Raw genomic sequence first — 15,917 nt, 5'->3', positions numbered from 1 at the left:
AACTTTAGGTATTGTTAATTTAAATCTATACAGATTATGAAAAAGTTCCTATTGACCTTCGCTACAATATTGGCTTGTAACTTCTATGCATCCGCGCAGGAAACCCCAAAAACGATGGATGATCAAAATGAAAATGCTCAGGATAAAATACAACAAGAACCACCAAGGCCTGCACAAACAGAAGCCGAACGAAATGCCAGGATAACTGCCGAAAGAGAAAAAGTGCAACGCGAATCGGAAAAGAATGCAAAACCAATTGAAGCCGTTGAAAAACCAAAAAAGAAACCTGCTCAAAAAAAGTAGACCTTTCCTTTCAAAATGATTTACGTCCCATAAAAAAGACCGCACTAAATTAGTACGGTCTTTTTTGTTGAAGGCAACAATCCAACGATATATTTTCAGATATTTGTGAATCAAAATCACTATCATGAAAAAATATTTCATTCTAATCGTTACGTTGTTGATGCCTATTTTCAACTTCGCGCAACTGTCTAACATCAAATACGCTGACGGCCAACAGTCGTTAAGTGGTTTCGGTACTCAGCCGCAAAAAACACTTAAAGACAAACCCGGAATCCTGATTCTTCCGGCCTGGAAAGGCATTGATGCACACGCCAAGGATAGTGCCGAAAGGTTAGCAAAACTTGGCTATTATACTTTCATCGCCGACATTTATGGCGAAGGAAACTACCCAAAAAATAACGCAGAAGCCGGTGAAAAAGCAGGATATTATAAAAAGAACCGAGACCTTTACCAACAGCGCATTCGTTTGGCGTTAGCTCAGCTAATCAAACTTGGCGCAGATCCCGATAAAATCGTCGTCATGGGCTATTGCTTCGGCGGTACTGGTGCTCTGGAAGCTGCAAGAGCGAACTTCCCAGTTCGTGGTGTGGTTTCGTTTCACGGCGGATTGTCGAATGACAGTTCGAAACCCACACAGAATATTATCCCTAAAATATTGGTTTGTCACGGTGCCGACGACCCTTATGAATCGCAGGAAGAAGTGCTCGGGTTTCAAAAAGAAATGCGCGATGCGAAAGCCGACTGGCAGATGGTTTATTATGCCAATGCCGTGCATTCCTTTACCGATAAAGAAGCCGGAAATGACAATTCAAAAGGCGCGGCTTATAATGAGAAAGCCGACAAACGTTCGTGGGAACAGCTGTTAATGTTCCTCAAAGAAGTGCTTTAAATTTATTTTATTTACTTTTAAGCTTTAATTTGATCTATGAGCCACAGCCCATTACGTAAAGACAAGAACTGCCTCAATTGCGGACATACTGTAGAGGAGCGCTACTGCCCTCATTGCGGACAGGAGAACACCGAAAGCCGGAAAACATTCCATCATTTGTTCATTCATTTTTTTGAAGATTTGACGCATTATGAAAACGCATTTTGGCGCACCATCAAAAACCTGCTGTTCAAACCTGCTTCACTGACCAAAGAATATCTTTCGGGAAAACGGTTGTCTTATTTGGCGCCGGTACGCCTTTATATATTCATCAGTTTCGTTACTTTTTTCCTGATTACGGTGCTCCCGAATACGGATTACAACCTGATTAACGTAAAGCGGAACACTACTTCAAAAACAGACAAGGGCAAAACGATTACCAAATCAGAGAACATCAAAGACCTTAATGAACTTCTTGACGATGAAAAATTAAAAAAAGAAATCCGAGATTCTATCAAAGCTGGGCTCGACGAGGCAAAAACACACAAAGGGCAAAATTTTAATGAGCTGTTTAATTTTGGTTACAAATCAGTTCACGAACTCGACTCGATTCAAAAGTTCGGAAAGGAAGAAGACCGCTTGAGCGATTTTGAATATTGGGTCGTCAAAAAAGGAATACAAGTCAAGAAAAACAACACCAATGAAGAGTTAGTCGAAAAATTCAAAGAATCTTTCGTGCATAATTTCTCCAAAACATTGTTTATCTACATGCCGATTTTCGCCTTTTTCCTGTGGCTGTTTCATGGAAAAAAACGTTGGTACTACTTCGATCACGGGATTTTTACATTGCATTACTTCTCTTTTCTGCTACTAGTCATTTTGCTGGTTTTTCTGTTCAGCAAATTCCTTTCTTTATTTGGTTCCTCGGCCATTTGTGATACCCTAAAAGGTGGTTTTGATTTTATCGCTTTTGCTTGGATGTTCTATTACTTTTTCCCGGCGCACCATCGATTTTATGGCGAAACCAGACTGATTTCATTCATCAAAAGTGTGTTTTTATTCTTCATCAATATGTTTCTGATTGTGGTGCTGCTGATGATTTTTGCCATTTATACCTTCATTAATATCCATTAAAAACTATGAAAAAAATTATCATTGCCCTATCGGTATTGCTCGTCATCAGTAGTTGTGCCTCCAAAAAAGATTCGCCTGCCAAAGGCCTGACCGATTATATGAGCACGATTTCCGCCACCAACCTGAAGACCAACCTAACCGTCATTGCTTCCGATGCCATGGAAGGTCGCGAAACCGGCAGCGAAGGACAAAAAAAAGCCGGGCGCTACCTCATCGAACAATATAAAAACAACAACATTTCTTTCCCGAAAGGCGCTAAAGATTATTACCAACACATTCCTGCGGCCTATCTGAACGCGAAATACAAAGAAAATCTATCCGATTCCGAAAACATCTGGGCATTTATCGAAGGTTCCGAAAAACCGGATGAAATTGTGGTCGTTTCTGCACATTACGACCATGTCGGCATCAAGAACGGCGAAGTATACAACGGCGCTGACGACGATGGTTCAGGAACAGTAGCGCTTGTAGAAATTGCCAAAGCATTCAAAAAAGCTAAAATGGAAGGTCATGGACCGAAACGTTCGGTGCTGATTCTTCATGTCACTGGCGAAGAACACGGTTTGCACGGTTCTAGATATTATTCTGAAAATCCTTTGTTTCCAATAGCCAATACAGTCGCTGATGTAAATATTGATATGATCGGACGTCATGACGAATTCCATGCGAATTCGAGCAATTACATTTACCTGATCGGTTCCGATTATCTTTCTACCGATTTGTTCAATATCTGCGAAAACGCGAACAAGCAATTTGCGCATCTTGATATCGATTACAAATACAATGACCGTAAAGACCCGAACCGTTTTTATTACCGATCAGACCATTACAATTTTGCTAAAAACGGAATTCCTTCAGTATTTCTTTTCAGCGGAACGCATGAAGATTACCACAAACCCGGCGATGATGTCGAAAAAATAGAATTCGATGCGCTGGCCAAAAGAGCCCAGCTGGCCTTTGCGATTGCTTGGGACATTGCCAATCGGGACAAACGATTGGTCGTGGATAAGGATGGTAATTAATCCGAAAATATAAAGTAAAGCTCCGATATTCCTCGGAGTTTTTTTATTTGTAACATTTTGATTTTTCGCGTATCCAAAACCTGTAAACTCAAAAAAACAACTTACATGGAGTTTGAAGCAATATACAACACCTATTGGCAAAAAATTTATCGCGTGTGCCGCGGTTATGTCAATGATGACGATTGGGCTAAGGATATTGCTCAGGACACTTTCATCACAGTTTGGAAAAATCTACACACTTTCCGGCAGGAATCAGCAGTTGGCACCTGGATTTATCGTATCGCGGTAAACACTTGCCTACGCCAGATCGAAAGGGAAAAACGTTTGACGAAAGTCAGTTTTCCTGCTCAAATCCAAGACGTGGAAACGGTGCCTATTGATCAGAAAATCGCTTTACTGTACCAAAGTATTAGCGAACTTGCCGAGTTGGATCGCCTCATCATTTCTCTCGAACTTGAAGACATCAGACAAGCTGAAATTGCGAGTATCGTTGGGATATCCGAAGCCAACGTCCGGGTCAAAATTCACCGCATCAAAGAAAAATTAACCAAAAAATTCAAACGTTATGACCGAGATTAATTTCAATCAGTTGTGGCAAAGCCATCAAAACATTCCTGAAATTGATGCCGCTACCATCGTTCTTCAGGCGCAGCAAATGCAACGAAAAACAAAAATAAAACTGTTGTTGGGCAATCTGCTGTTGTTCGCTACCATGATTTTTATCATCGGAATCGTGGTGTATTTTAAACCTGAAATGATTACGACCAAAATCGGCTCATTGCTTGTAATCATTGCGATTCTGATGCAGATTATTGCCTCGATGCGATTGATTCCGTTAGTCAATAAAAGCAATGCGCAAACCAATCCCGAAGCTTATCTCAACCAGCTGTTGGCATTCAAAAAGAAACAAGCTTTTATCCAATCGACGATTATGACGTTGTATTTCCTTTTTTTAAGCGTTGGGCTGGCGTTATACATGATTGAGTATACCCTGCGAGGCAGTATCTTTTTCATCTTGGCCACCTACGGAACCACTATGATTTGGATTGCGTTCAATTGGTTCTACATCCGTCCGAGAACCATTAGAAAGCAAGAGCAAAAGCTCAATGAGGCGATCCGAAATCTCGAAAATATCACGGGCCAGTTTGTGGATGAAACTACATCGAAAAACAATTTGTAACATTTTAGGAATCGAAGTATCAAAACCCAAAACTAAAATAGAAACAAACATGAAAACAAGAAATCAGGAACACACAGCTTTAAAAAAAATCGGGCTCTTTTTACTCTTGGGCTTTGCCATTCAACAAGCTTTTGCTCAGGAATTATACAGCAAGGCATACGGAAATCCTAAAGATACACCAGTAGTGTTTCTGCATGGCGGCCCTGGCTATAATGCCGCGGGATTTGAAGTGAGTACCGCACAAAATTTAGCGGACAATGGATTTTACGTAGTAGTGTATGACCGACGCGGTGAAGGGCGTTCGACGGATCCAAAAGCAAAATTTACATTTGAGGAAACCTTCTGCGACATCAACGCTGTTTTAAACGAATACCAACTTAAAAAAGCAACGCTAATCGGGCACAGTTTCGGCGGTATTGTTGCCACTTTGTTTGCCAGCCAATATCCTGAAAAAGTAAACGCCATCGAATTGGTTTCAGCACCAGTTTCATTGCAGGAAACGTTTAAAACCATTCTGAACTCGTCGCTTAAAATCTATGAAAAAAACAACGATCAGACGAATTTGAATTACATCGGAATGATTGAAAAAATGGATACCACTTCTGTAGAATATTACGCTTACTGCTTTGGTCATGCCATGCAAAACGGGTTTTATTCCCCGAAAAAAATGAGTAACCAAGCCAAAGAGATTTATGCGATTTCCGCCAAAAATCCAAATTTCGAGTATGTTAGCAAAATGACTACAGATCCACCACAAGCTTTTTTGAAAAACGAAAACTACACTTCTATTAATCTGACTAAAAATCTCCAAGCATTGATGGCGGACAAAACTAAAATATTCGCGCTTTACGGTAAAGATGATGGATTATATTCACCCGAACAGGTCAATCAGCTTGCGGCCATTATCGGAGACAAAAACCTGAAGTACCTCGATGATTGTTCGCACAATGTTTTTATAGACCAGCAAAGTATGTTCATCGATTTTTTAAAAGCAACCTTGAAATAAAAACCCGTCTTTGGTTACAATAACGGCTTGTACTTTATAGCACAAGCCGTTTTTTTTTATTCAAAAGACAAAAAAAAGCTCCTAGTTTCCTAGAAGCTTTTACCTAATGGGTGGCTGACCGGGCTCGAACCGGCGACCCTCGGCACCACAAACCAATACTCTAACCAGCTGAGCTACAACCACCATTTTTGACGAGGGCAAATGTATTGCAAAAGTTTTATTTTACAAAGAAAATTTGCGAAAAATTATTTTAAATCTGCTAAGCTATTGACCGCCAAATACCTTTCTACAGTGAATCCTTCGGCATAATCAACACCGGTCAATCTTCCTAAATCCTGAGCGCGATAATTGAGGCTCTCCAGGAAATTTTTTGTGGCGATTGGCGTTTGAGGTTCTTTGCTGTTCGGATCGTAAAATTGGGAACTATAAGCTAAAATGGCAGCAATCCGCTGATCATTATATCCCGTAATATCGACTACAAAATCAGGTTCTATATTTTTCCATTGCATATAATGATACACCAATTTCGGACGCCAGGCTTTTTGAACTCCGCCATCATAACTGGTTTCAACCTTTGTGAGCCCCGAAAGAAAACAAGCATCCGAAACCAACCGGCTTCCTTTGCCGTGATCGATATGACGGTCTTCAATGGCATTGCACAAAACAATTTCAGGCTGATATTTCCGTATCATTCTGATGATGGCCAACTGATGTTCCTCATCATTGATAAAAAACCCGTCGCGCATATTGAGGTTTTCTCTAACCGATACGCCCAATAATTTCGCAGCCGCCGCCGATTCCTGATCGCGGATTTCCGCAGAACCACGCGTGCCCAATTCGCCGCGGGTAAGATCGATGATACCGACTTTTTTTCCCAACGCTACTTCTTTGGCTATCGTACCGCCACAACCCAATTCTACATCGTCAGGATGCGCTCCAAAGGCGAGAATATCTAATTTCATAATTGATAATTGATAATTGATAATTAATACAAAACTTGTTTCATGGTTTTGGATTTGTTGACCGTTTCCTGCCATTCCTTTTCGGGAATACTGTCTTTGGTAATACCGCAACCGACGTACAAATTAACCGTATTATTTTCGATTTTCATGCAGCGCAAATTGACGTACAAATCCGTACTGTTTTCGTTTTTTTCAACGTCAAGATTCAATTCACCTAAAAAGCCTGAATAAAATTCCCGGTCGTAGCCTTCCTGATTTAGGATGAATGCTTTGGCATTTTCTTTCGGAAAACCACAAACCGCGGGTGTTGGATGCAATATTTTGATGACTTCTTTTAAATCGGAACTATGGTTCAAATCCGCTTCAATATCGGTTTTGATATGGACGAGATTTCCGGCTTTCATCGTGTAAGGTTCAGAAACTTTAGTGTCCGACACATAACCATGAAGGCTTTCCGTAATGAAATCCGTCACAAATTGCTGTTCCGCTTTTTCTTTTGGTTCCCAAATCACGTTTTCCTGATAAACCTGCGTACCGGCAACGGCCATCGTGCGCAGCTTCTTTTGTTTCACCTGAATTAACTGCTCTGAAAAAGCGCCCAGCCACAACCCTACTTTCGGGTGAAAAAAGCAATATGTAAAGGCTGTTGGGTATGCTTGCAACAGTTTTTGAAAGGTTGCAACCAAATCAAATTCAGGACATGAAAAAGTCTCTTTTCGAGATAAAACCACTTTGGCGAATTCGCCGTTTTGAATCGCATCAATGCCATTTTGAACGAGTAGCATAAAATCCGATTTTGCATCGGAAACTTCAATTTCTTCGATGGTTTTAACGTTATCTGTAACTTGTTTGACTTCAAAATCAGTGGTAAAAATTTGAGATTGATTGCCCGGAATTAAAATCATTTCTTCACTGTTGAAGGAAGCAAAAGCAAAACCAACTTCCGTGAAATCTTCTATCCGATAAAGCAAATCATTATCCTGAAAAACACCAATAATCTTTTTCGCATTGGGTTTGTTATAAACCGCAAAAGGCAACTGCAGCCTGAAATGTCCCTCCATTTTTTGGAACAATACTACGCTATCGTCAGTGATCATTGCAATCTTCTTTTGGGCAACACCATGTTGGTGAGTTTGCAAAGCGAAATCAGTGTGCCGTTTTCATCGGTGATTTTGATTTCCCACAAATGAATGCTTCTGCCTTTATGAACGATGCGCGCGGTTCCGGTAACGATGCCGTCTCTTTTGGCTTTGAGGTGGTTTGCGGAAATCTCGATGCCACGAATTTCACTCACTTCATTGTTCACAAACAACATCGAAGCCGCGCTGCCGACACTTTCTGCCAAAGCCACACTCGCGCCGCCATGCAGCAAACCCATTGGCTGGTGGATTCTTGGATTCACAGGCATCGTTGCTTGCAGGAAATCTTCGCCCGCATCCACAAATTCGATCTGTAAGGTTTCCATCAGCGTATTTTTGGAAAACGCGTTACACATCGCAATCATTTTTTCTCTATCGATAGCCATAACAATTTTTTTTGCAAAATTAAACTATAATGAAATGGATAAAAAGACTAATTTCACTTTTTGTACGTTGTTACATTAATTTTCAAAGCTTCTGATTTTCACATTTTCAAATTAAAACCTATTTTTACAAAAAATCCATCATAATGCGCAACCTTATTCCTCTGTTTCTTATTGCTTTTATCGTGTCGTTGAGTTCGTGCCGTAAAGATTTTGATACCGTCGCGAGTTCCGGAAACTTGGGCTTTTCAAAAGATACGGTTTACTTAGATACCGTTTTTAGCAACATCGGCTCCAGTACTTATACTTTAAAAGTGTACAACCGCAGTAATGATGATATCAAAATTCCTAAAATCCAGTTGGGAAAAACGAATTCGAAATACCGCATGATGATTGACGGTTTGACCGGTGAAGATGCCGACCTAAACGGCGTTGGTGACGGACGCGTGTTTAACGATGTAGAATTGCTCGCCAAAGACAGCCTGTATATTTTCATTGAAACGACCGCCGATATTGCTGATATCGCCAATAACAATCCAACCGAATTTCTGTATACCGATGATATTTTGTTCGATAATGGAAGTTTGCAACAGAAAGTCAATTTGGTTACTTTGATCAAAGACGCTTATTTTTTATATCCGAAGCGCGATAGTAATGGCATCCAAGAAAATCTGCTTCTGGGAACTGATGAAAATGGTGATGAAGTGCGCATCAACGGCTTCGAACTCGATCCTAGCGATCCTGTCAATGGTGACGAATTCCATTTCACCAATACCAAACCTTATGTGATTTATGGTTATGCCGGAGTTCCCATTGGAAAAACCCTCAACATTGATGCGGGTGCGCGTGTTTATTTTCACGCCGATTCAGGCATATTAGTGCAACCCGGCGGTACTTTGAACGTCAACGGTACAGCTTCTCCCGATAACAATCCGCTGTTAAACGAAGTCACTTTTGAAGGCGACCGTCTCGAACCGCTTTACGAAGATGTGCCCGGACAATGGGGAACGATCTGGATGCGAGAAGGCAGTATTGCCAACAAAATCAAACATTTAACCGTAAAAAATGCGACCGTTGGATTGTTTGTTGACAATTGTGTTTTGGATATCGAAGATTCGCAAATCTACAATTCCGCCAATTTTGGTATTTTGGCCAAAAGCGCAACAATGAATCATTCCAAAAATCTCGTGGTAAATTTAGCGGGACAAACCGCTTTATTGTGTGAATTTGGAGGCAGTTATGATTTCAGACATTGTACGTTTAATAACAATTGGTCGAGCTCCAAACAGTTAGCCGTGCATTTAAACAATTATTATGAAGACGAAAATGGCAATCAGACTCCTTATTCGTTGGTTCAGGCCAATTTCTACAACTGCATCATTTACGGAAGCAATAATATTGAATTCTTTTTAGACAAATTCGACGATTCGGAATCGCCTGTTCAATTCCCTTTTAGATATGAATTAAAATATTGCTTATTCAAATTCAGAGATGCCGGCACTTCACTCCAGTATAACCATCCAGAATATGATTTTATCAGAGAAGATAACACCTTAGGAAACACAAGGAACAAAGACCCTAAATTCTTCGATGCCAATAGAAACAAATTAAACATCAGCGATGATCCCGAAGGCGGAGCTTACCAAAAAGGAAGCCTACTTTACATCATTCCGAACGATGTTTTAGGCCATCTGCGCACCTCGAATCCACCCGATTTAGGAGCTTATCAAAGCGCCGCTTTTCCGGAATAATTGTTTAAAAGTCGTGATAACTGTTGATTGCGGTTTGCGGTTTTTTAACCTAAATTTGCAGCTACAACACAACTAATACTTTTACAATGATTCATTTCTTCGGAAACGAAAGCACTACAGTTTTTGCCGTACAGACGCAAAACGCACTTTCGGCAGAAACCCTCTCAAAATTAAACTGGCTCTTTGGCAACGTCAATCTCATAGAAAAATCCGTTCTCGCGGATTTTTTTGTTGGTCCACGGGCCACCATGATTACGCCCTGGAGCACCAACGCCGTTGAAATCACACAGAACATGGGCATCGACGGTATTCTCAGGATTGAGGAATTCCAAAAAGTAACTGCGGACGCGGTTGATTTCGATCCGATGCTTTCACAGCAATACGCCGAATTGAATCAGGACATTTTCACAATTCAGATCAAACCCGAACCAATATTAGAGATTGAAGACATTGCCGCTTACAACCAAAAAGAAGGATTGTCATTAAGTGCTGAAGAAGTTGATTATTTAAATCATTTGTCCCAAAAAATCAATCGCAAACTGACAGATTCCGAAGTGTTTGGTTTCTCGCAAGTCAATTCGGAACATTGCCGACACAAGATTTTCAACGGCACTTTTGTGATTGACGGACAAGAAAAAGAATCGTCGCTATTCAAACTCATCAAAAAAACTTCGGCTGAAAACCCCAACGATATTGTTTCGGCTTACAAAGACAATGTTGCTTTTGTCAAAGGCCCAAAAGTGCAGCAATTCGCTCCTAAATCTGCCGACAAACCTGATTTCTACGAGCTCAAGGAATTTGATTCGGTAATTTCATTGAAAGCCGAAACGCACAATTTCCCAACAACTGTCGAACCTTTCAACGGAGCGGCAACCGGTTCTGGCGGCGAAATTCGCGACCGCTTAGCAGGAGGACAAGGCTCACTTCCATTAGCAGGAACAGCCGTTTATATGACCGCTTATTCCAGATTGCAAAACAATCGCCCGTGGGAAAAAGGCATGAACGAAAGAAAATGGCTCTACCAAACGCCGCTCGATATCCTGATCAAAGCCTCGAATGGCGCTTCCGATTTCGGAAATAAATTCGGGCAACCTTTGATTACCGGTTCCATTTTAACGTTCGAACACGAAGAAAATAATCGAAAATTAGGTTACGATAAAGTCATCATGCAAGCTGGCGGCATCGGCTACGGAAAATTAGAGCAATCCATAAAACAGAAACCAAAAGTTGGCGATAAAGTCGTGATTTTGGGTGGAGAAAATTACCGCATCGGCATGGGCGGCGCTGCAGTTTCCTCAGCAGACACAGGTGCTTTCAGTTCCGGAATTGAACTCAACGCCATTCAACGCTCTAATCCCGAAATGCAAAAACGTGCTGCCAATGCGATTCGTGGCTTGGTCGAAAGCGATCACAACCCGATTGTTTCGATTCACGATCACGGTGCAGGCGGGCATTTGAACTGCTTGTCGGAACTCGTCGAAGAAACTGGCGGTCTCATCGATTTAGACAAACTTCCGGTTGGCGATCCGACCTTATCGGCCAAAGAAATCATTGGCAACGAATCGCAGGAACGCATGGGCTTGGTGATTGGTCAAAAAGATGTTGATTTGCTGCATAAAATTGCCGACCGCGAACGCTCCCCGATGTATGAAGTGGGCGATATTAGAGGTTCGCACCGTTTTACGTTCGAATCCAAAACCACCGGTGCTAAACCGATGGATTTCGCGATTGCAGAAATGTTCGGAAGTTCCCCAAAAATTGTCATGAACGACGTGACTGTCAATAGAAAATACGAACCACTCACCTATTCTAAAGAACATTTAACCGATTACATTCAGCAGGTTTTAAAGCTTGAAGCGGTTGCTTGTAAAGACTGGCTCACCAATAAAGTCGACCGTTGTGTCGGTGGGAAAGTCGCCAAACAACAATGCGCCGGCCCCTTACAATTGCCTTTGAACAACGTTGGTGTCATGGCTTTGGATTATGCAGGAAAAGAAGGCGTCGCAACCTCGATTGGCCACGCTCCCATTGCAGCTTTGATCGATCCTGTTGCAGGAAGCAGGAATGCGATTGGTGAAGCCTTATCGAATATCATTTGGGCGCCGATTAAAGACGGAATCCGGGGCATCTCACTTTCCGCCAACTGGATGTGGGCCTGCAAAAACGTAGGCGAAGATGCGCGTTTGTATGAAGCCGTTCAGGGTTGTTCCGATTTCGCGATTGCTTTAGGAATCAACATCCCAACCGGAAAAGATTCGCTGTCGATGAAACAGAAATACCCGAATGACGAGGTGATTGCGCCTGGAACGGTCATCATTTCAGCGGGTGGAAATTGCACTGATATTATGAAAGTCGTCGAACCTGTTTTACAGAAAGACGGCGGTTCGATTTACTATATCAATTTGTCGCAGGACACTTTTAAATTGGGCGGAAGTTCGTTTGCCCAGACACAGAATAAGCTTGGAAATGAAGTGCCAACCATCCAAGATGCTGAGTTCTTTAAACGCGCTTTCAATACGATTCAAGCATTAATTCTCGACAATCAAATCCTTGCAGGTCATGACATCGGAAGCGGCGGACTGATTACGACTTTATTCGAAATGTGTTTTGCCGATGTGAATCTCGGAGCGACATTCGATTTCAATCAATTCACTGAAAAAGATATTATCAAAATTTTGTTTGCTGAAAATATTGGAATCGTAATCCAAGCGAAAAATGACGCTGTTGTTGAAGCGAAATTAAAACAACACGACATCGAATATTTCAACATCGGAAAAGTAACGGAATCCGATTCGCTGATGATCAATGAAAATGACTTCTCGATTTCAGAATACCGCGATCTTTGGTTCGAAACCTCTTACCTGCTCGACCAAAACCAAACGCAAAACAATATGGCTAAAGCGCGTTTTGAGAATTATAAAAATCAAAAATTACAATACTTGTTTCCAGCACATTTCACAGGAAAAAAACCGGAACTCAACACAAGTAAACCACGGCCAAAAGCCGCAATCATCCGCGAAAAAGGCAGCAATTCCGAACGCGAAATGGCCAATGCGATGTATCTCGCCGGATTTGATGTCAAAGATGTGCACATGACCGATTTGATTTCCGGGCGTGAAGATTTAAAAGACATTCAATTCATCGGAGCCGTTGGCGGATTCTCGAATTCCGACGTGCTTGGAAGCGCCAAAGGTTGGGCCGGAGCGTTTTTGTATAACGAAAAAGCCAAAACGGTTTTGGAAGATTTCTTCAGACGCGAAGACACTTTATCAGTCGGCATTTGCAACGGTTGCCAGTTGTTTATGGAACTCGGCATCATTTATCCCGAGCATAAAATTCATGGCAAAATGAAACACAACGACAGCCGAAAACACGAAAGTATTTTCACTTCGGTGAAAGTGCAGGAAAACAATTCTGTGATGTTATCTACGTTAGCCGGAAGCACTTTGGGCGTTTGGGTGTCGCATGGCGAAGGTAAATTCGACCTTGCACATGAAGAAAACGAATACCACGTCGTAGCAAAATATGGTTATGAAGGTTATCCGGCGAATCCGAACGGCTCACATTACAACATCGCAATGCTTTGTGACAAAACGGGCAGGCATTTGGTGACGATGCCGCATATCGAACGCTCGACATTTTCGTGGAACTGGGCGCATTACCCAAAAGACCGCAACGATGAAGTAACCCCGTGGATTGAAGCGTTTGTAAACGCCCGCGAGTGGATTGAAAATAAAAAATAATTATTTGATCCAATATCGTATTTTTGGGCAAAAATCATCCATGAAAAAGTTACTGATAGTGTTATTATTGAGCCAGTTGTCGCTTTGGTCGCAAACGGCTGCGCAAAAATACCACCGCGCGAAAATCATCTACAACACGGTCGAGAATTTCAAAAAACTCGAACAAGTCGGTCTTGCCATGGATCATGGAATGCACAAGAAAGGCTACTCGCTGACTTCTGATTTTTCAGAGGCTGAAATCCAGATTGCTAGAAATTTAGGATTGAAAGTCGAGATTGAAATGGAAGATGTGCAGCAGTTCTACGTCGACCAAAACGATAAAAAAAAACCGCAACTGAGAAACATTGACAATGCCGGTTTCGATTGTGTTACCTCTACGATTGATTATCCAACGCCAACAAATTTTAATCTGGGCACCATGGGCGGCTACCTCACTTACGAGGAAATGTTGCAGGAGCTTGACGACATGCACGCACAATTTCCCAATTTGATTACAGCCAAAGATAATGTCGGTACTTTCCTCACTTCCGAAGGCCGTGCTTTACAATGGGTGAAGATTACCAAAAACCCTGAATCCGTCAATATGCGTCCGCAGATTTTATACACGGCGGTGCATCATGCGCGGGAGCCGATTTCGCTATCAGAAACCATTTATTACATGTGGTATCTTTTAGAGAATTATGCTACGAATGACGAGATTAAAAACATCGTTGACAATACGGAACTCTATTTTATTCCGGTGGTCAATCCTGACGGATATATCTACAACCACACTACGAATCCTAACGGTGGTGGCATGTGGCGTAAGAACCGCCGTGATTTTGGCGATGGAACTTTCGGCGTAGACAACAACCGGAATTACGATTACTGGATCAATGGCGATGCTGGGCAAAGCGTTTGGAATACGACTGGTATTTCTGCCACAACCGACGGCGAAACTTATCCGGGAACCGCTCCGATATCAGAACCTGAAACCAAAGCCATTCAGTATTTTGTAGAAAACCACAATTTCAAAGTGGCTTTGAATGCGCATACTTTCAGCGATTTGTTGTTGTATCCTTATGGTTATGAAGTGAATGTACCAAGTCCTGACAATGATTATTTCGTTAAGATTTCTTCAGTCATGGTATCGAACAACAACCTGAGTAACATCATTGCTTCTGAACTTTATGCAGCATCCGGAGATTCTGACGATTTCATGTACGGACAAACGATGAACCACAACAAAATCTTTGCATTTACACCTGAAATCGGGGAATCGTTCTGGCCTGCTTCGGATGACATTCTTCCACTTTGCAAAAAAATGATGTTTACCAATATTACAGCGGCAAAATTGCTTCGAGAATATGGTTCGCTCAAAGACAATTCACCGCAATTCATTGGCAATACTGCAATTTTTTCTGCGAATTTCGAACTCACTAAACTGGGTTTGGGTGGCAATGGAAATTTCACAGTGAGCATCAATCCTGTTTCGGCTAACATCGTTTCTGTAGGCCCGCCATTTACCGTTTCTGGCTTGCAAGTTTCCGATAGCGTCAATGCTTCTATTGCAATTGGTCTTGCCAGCGGAACTGCGAGTAATGACGAGATTATTTTTGATTATGTAATTGATAATGGCCAAACCATCGAAACCCAACGCATCATCAAAAGATTCGGGCAATTACAGAATATCATAAGTGATACAGGTTCGGCTTTATTACCAACCTGGACTACCACCAATTGGGGGCTTGCGACCGGAGCCTTTGTATCGCCGCCAACATCAATAGCAGATTCTCCAAATGGAAATTATACCAACAGCCAAAACAAAAGAATCACGCTGACCAATCCGATTAATTTAGTGGGCTTAACCAATGCTACGGTTTCTTTTGCTGCCAAATGGAATTTCGAAACCGGTTATGACTTTGTAGCTTTTGAAGTCTCCACAGACAACGGCGTAACCTGGACGGAACAATGCGGAAAATACACCAAAATCTACACGCCAAATGCTACCGAAGGAACGATTCCGGCCTACAGCGGCACGCAGGAAAATTGGGTCAATGAAGAAATCAATCTGAGCGATTATGCGGGACAAACCATCAAGGTAAGATTCCGTTTATCGACAGATGTCGGCACGAATCTCGACGGTTTTTATTTCGATGATTTCAAAGTAAACCTGTTGCAGAATTCGGTTTTGGCTACTACGAACAATGTGGTTTCACCTTTTAGTATTTACCCTAATCCGACTAATGCGGTGTTGAATATCAGCACTACGCATAATGATTACAGCATTAGGATATTCAATTTAGTTGGGCAGTTGGTTTATTCGAGCAAGAACAACGATGGTTTCCAGAATCTCGATATAAAAACCTTGACTTCAGGTTTGTATTTTGTGGAATTGAAATCGAACGGCTTTGTAGAAACACAGAAGTTTTATAAGAATTAACAGC

At 41.7% G+C, this 15,917-nt stretch carries 13 protein-coding genes and 1 tRNA gene; 10 read left to right on the top strand and 4 right to left on the bottom strand.

The features are described from left to right. Nucleotides 1–36 precede the first annotated feature (36 nt). The 7 genes from Q0058_RS14380 (at nucleotide 37) to Q0058_RS14350 (ending at nucleotide 5,513) form a co-directional block, all read left to right on the top strand. Nucleotides 37–303, top strand: a complete 267-nt coding sequence (locus Q0058_RS14380) for a hypothetical protein (protein ID WP_298225156.1) — start codon at nucleotides 37–39, stop codon at nucleotides 301–303. A 124-nt stretch (nucleotides 304–427) separates the two neighbouring features. After that, the gene (locus Q0058_RS14375) at nucleotides 428–1,192 is read left to right on the top strand and encodes a dienelactone hydrolase family protein (protein ID WP_298225154.1); all 765 of its coding nucleotides are present in this window, start codon (nucleotides 428–430) and stop codon (nucleotides 1,190–1,192) included. A gap of 36 nt (nucleotides 1,193–1,228) precedes the next feature. Next, nucleotides 1,229–2,305: a DUF3667 domain-containing protein gene (locus Q0058_RS14370; RefSeq protein ID WP_298225152.1), complete on the top strand. Its 1,077-nt coding sequence runs from the start codon at nucleotides 1,229–1,231 to the stop codon at nucleotides 2,303–2,305. A gap of 5 nt (nucleotides 2,306–2,310) precedes the next feature. After that, on the top strand, nucleotides 2,311–3,327 hold the full coding sequence (locus tag Q0058_RS14365) for a M28 family metallopeptidase (RefSeq protein ID WP_298225150.1): 1,017 nt from the start codon (nucleotides 2,311–2,313) through the stop codon (nucleotides 3,325–3,327). Nucleotides 3,328–3,432: 105 nt separating this feature from the next. Next, entirely contained in the window at nucleotides 3,433–3,906 is a 474-nt protein-coding gene (locus Q0058_RS14360) for an RNA polymerase sigma factor (RefSeq protein ID WP_298225148.1), read from the top strand. Next, a complete protein-coding gene (locus Q0058_RS14355) occupies nucleotides 3,893–4,507 on the top strand; it encodes a hypothetical protein (RefSeq protein WP_298225146.1) in 615 nt (204 codons plus the stop codon). Before Q0058_RS14360 ends, Q0058_RS14355 begins: the two co-directional genes overlap by 14 nt. Nucleotides 4,508–4,556: 49 nt before the next feature. Continuing rightward, nucleotides 4,557–5,513 (top strand): alpha/beta hydrolase, encoded by a 957-nt coding sequence (locus Q0058_RS14350; protein WP_298225144.1) that lies wholly within the window; start codon nucleotides 4,557–4,559, stop codon nucleotides 5,511–5,513. Between the two features lie 109 nt (nucleotides 5,514–5,622). Here the strand turns inward: Q0058_RS14350 and Q0058_RS14345 are convergent. From Q0058_RS14345 to Q0058_RS14330, 4 genes are all read right to left on the bottom strand, one after another. Continuing rightward, a tRNA-His gene (locus Q0058_RS14345) sits at nucleotides 5,623–5,696 on the bottom strand. 62 nt (nucleotides 5,697–5,758) lie between these two features. Beyond that, nucleotides 5,759–6,475 carry a bacillithiol biosynthesis deacetylase BshB1 gene (bshB1, locus tag Q0058_RS14340; RefSeq protein WP_298225142.1) on the bottom strand — a complete coding sequence of 239 codons (717 nt, stop codon included), beginning with the start codon at nucleotides 6,473–6,475 and terminating at the stop codon, nucleotides 5,759–5,761. A gap of 23 nt (nucleotides 6,476–6,498) precedes the next feature. After that, nucleotides 6,499–7,572, bottom strand: coding sequence for a chorismate-binding protein (locus Q0058_RS14335; protein WP_298225141.1), 1,074 nt, complete (start codon nucleotides 7,570–7,572; stop codon nucleotides 6,499–6,501). Continuing rightward, complete coding sequence (locus Q0058_RS14330) at nucleotides 7,569–8,000, bottom strand: PaaI family thioesterase (RefSeq protein WP_298225140.1); 432 nt, start codon at nucleotides 7,998–8,000, stop codon at nucleotides 7,569–7,571. Before Q0058_RS14330 ends, Q0058_RS14335 begins: the two co-directional genes overlap by 4 nt. A gap of 143 nt (nucleotides 8,001–8,143) precedes the next feature. Between Q0058_RS14330 and Q0058_RS14325 the strand changes: the two genes are divergently transcribed. From Q0058_RS14325 to Q0058_RS14315, 3 genes are all read left to right on the top strand, one after another. After that, a complete protein-coding gene (locus Q0058_RS14325; protein WP_298225139.1) occupies nucleotides 8,144–9,748 on the top strand; it encodes a hypothetical protein in 1,605 nt (534 codons plus the stop codon). An 86-nt stretch (nucleotides 9,749–9,834) separates the two neighbouring features. After that, a complete protein-coding gene (gene purL / locus Q0058_RS14320) occupies nucleotides 9,835–13,491 on the top strand; it encodes a phosphoribosylformylglycinamidine synthase (protein WP_298225137.1) in 3,657 nt (1,218 codons plus the stop codon). A gap of 40 nt (nucleotides 13,492–13,531) precedes the next feature. Beyond that, nucleotides 13,532–15,913, top strand: a complete 2,382-nt coding sequence (locus Q0058_RS14315; protein ID WP_298225135.1) for a M14 family zinc carboxypeptidase — start codon at nucleotides 13,532–13,534, stop codon at nucleotides 15,911–15,913. The last annotated feature ends 4 nt before the right edge of the window (nucleotides 15,914–15,917 follow it).

The sequence above is a fragment of the Flavobacterium sp. genome, assembly GCF_027484705.1.
In the GTDB taxonomy this organism is placed as follows: Bacteria; Bacteroidota; Bacteroidia; order Flavobacteriales; family Flavobacteriaceae; genus Flavobacterium.
This window is presented reverse-complemented; position numbering and strand designations above follow the sequence as displayed.

Bases quoted from the DNA above. Each gene is read 5' to 3' on its own strand.
- Q0058_RS14380 (WP_298225156.1), top strand. From the start codon at position 37: ATGAAAAAGTTCCTATTGACCTTCGCTACAATATTGGCTTGTAACTTC.
- Q0058_RS14375 (WP_298225154.1), top strand. From the start codon at position 428: ATGAAAAAATATTTCATTCTAATCGTTACGTTGTTGATGCCTATTTTC.
- Q0058_RS14370 (WP_298225152.1), top strand. From the start codon at position 1,229: ATGAGCCACAGCCCATTACGTAAAGACAAGAACTGCCTCAATTGCGGA.
- Q0058_RS14365 (WP_298225150.1), top strand. From the start codon at position 2,311: ATGAAAAAAATTATCATTGCCCTATCGGTATTGCTCGTCATCAGTAGT.
- Q0058_RS14360 (WP_298225148.1), top strand. From the start codon at position 3,433: ATGGAGTTTGAAGCAATATACAACACCTATTGGCAAAAAATTTATCGC.
- Q0058_RS14355 (WP_298225146.1), top strand. From the start codon at position 3,893: ATGACCGAGATTAATTTCAATCAGTTGTGGCAAAGCCATCAAAACATT.
- Q0058_RS14350 (WP_298225144.1), top strand. From the start codon at position 4,557: ATGAAAACAAGAAATCAGGAACACACAGCTTTAAAAAAAATCGGGCTC.
- bshB1 (WP_298225142.1), bottom strand. From the start codon at position 6,475: ATGAAATTAGATATTCTCGCCTTTGGAGCGCATCCTGACGATGTAGAA.
- Q0058_RS14335 (WP_298225141.1), bottom strand. From the start codon at position 7,572: ATGATCACTGACGATAGCGTAGTATTGTTCCAAAAAATGGAGGGACAT.
- Q0058_RS14330 (WP_298225140.1), bottom strand. From the start codon at position 8,000: ATGGCTATCGATAGAGAAAAAATGATTGCGATGTGTAACGCGTTTTCC.
- Q0058_RS14325 (WP_298225139.1), top strand. From the start codon at position 8,144: ATGCGCAACCTTATTCCTCTGTTTCTTATTGCTTTTATCGTGTCGTTG.
- purL (WP_298225137.1), top strand. From the start codon at position 9,835: ATGATTCATTTCTTCGGAAACGAAAGCACTACAGTTTTTGCCGTACAG.
- Q0058_RS14315 (WP_298225135.1), top strand. From the start codon at position 13,532: ATGAAAAAGTTACTGATAGTGTTATTATTGAGCCAGTTGTCGCTTTGG.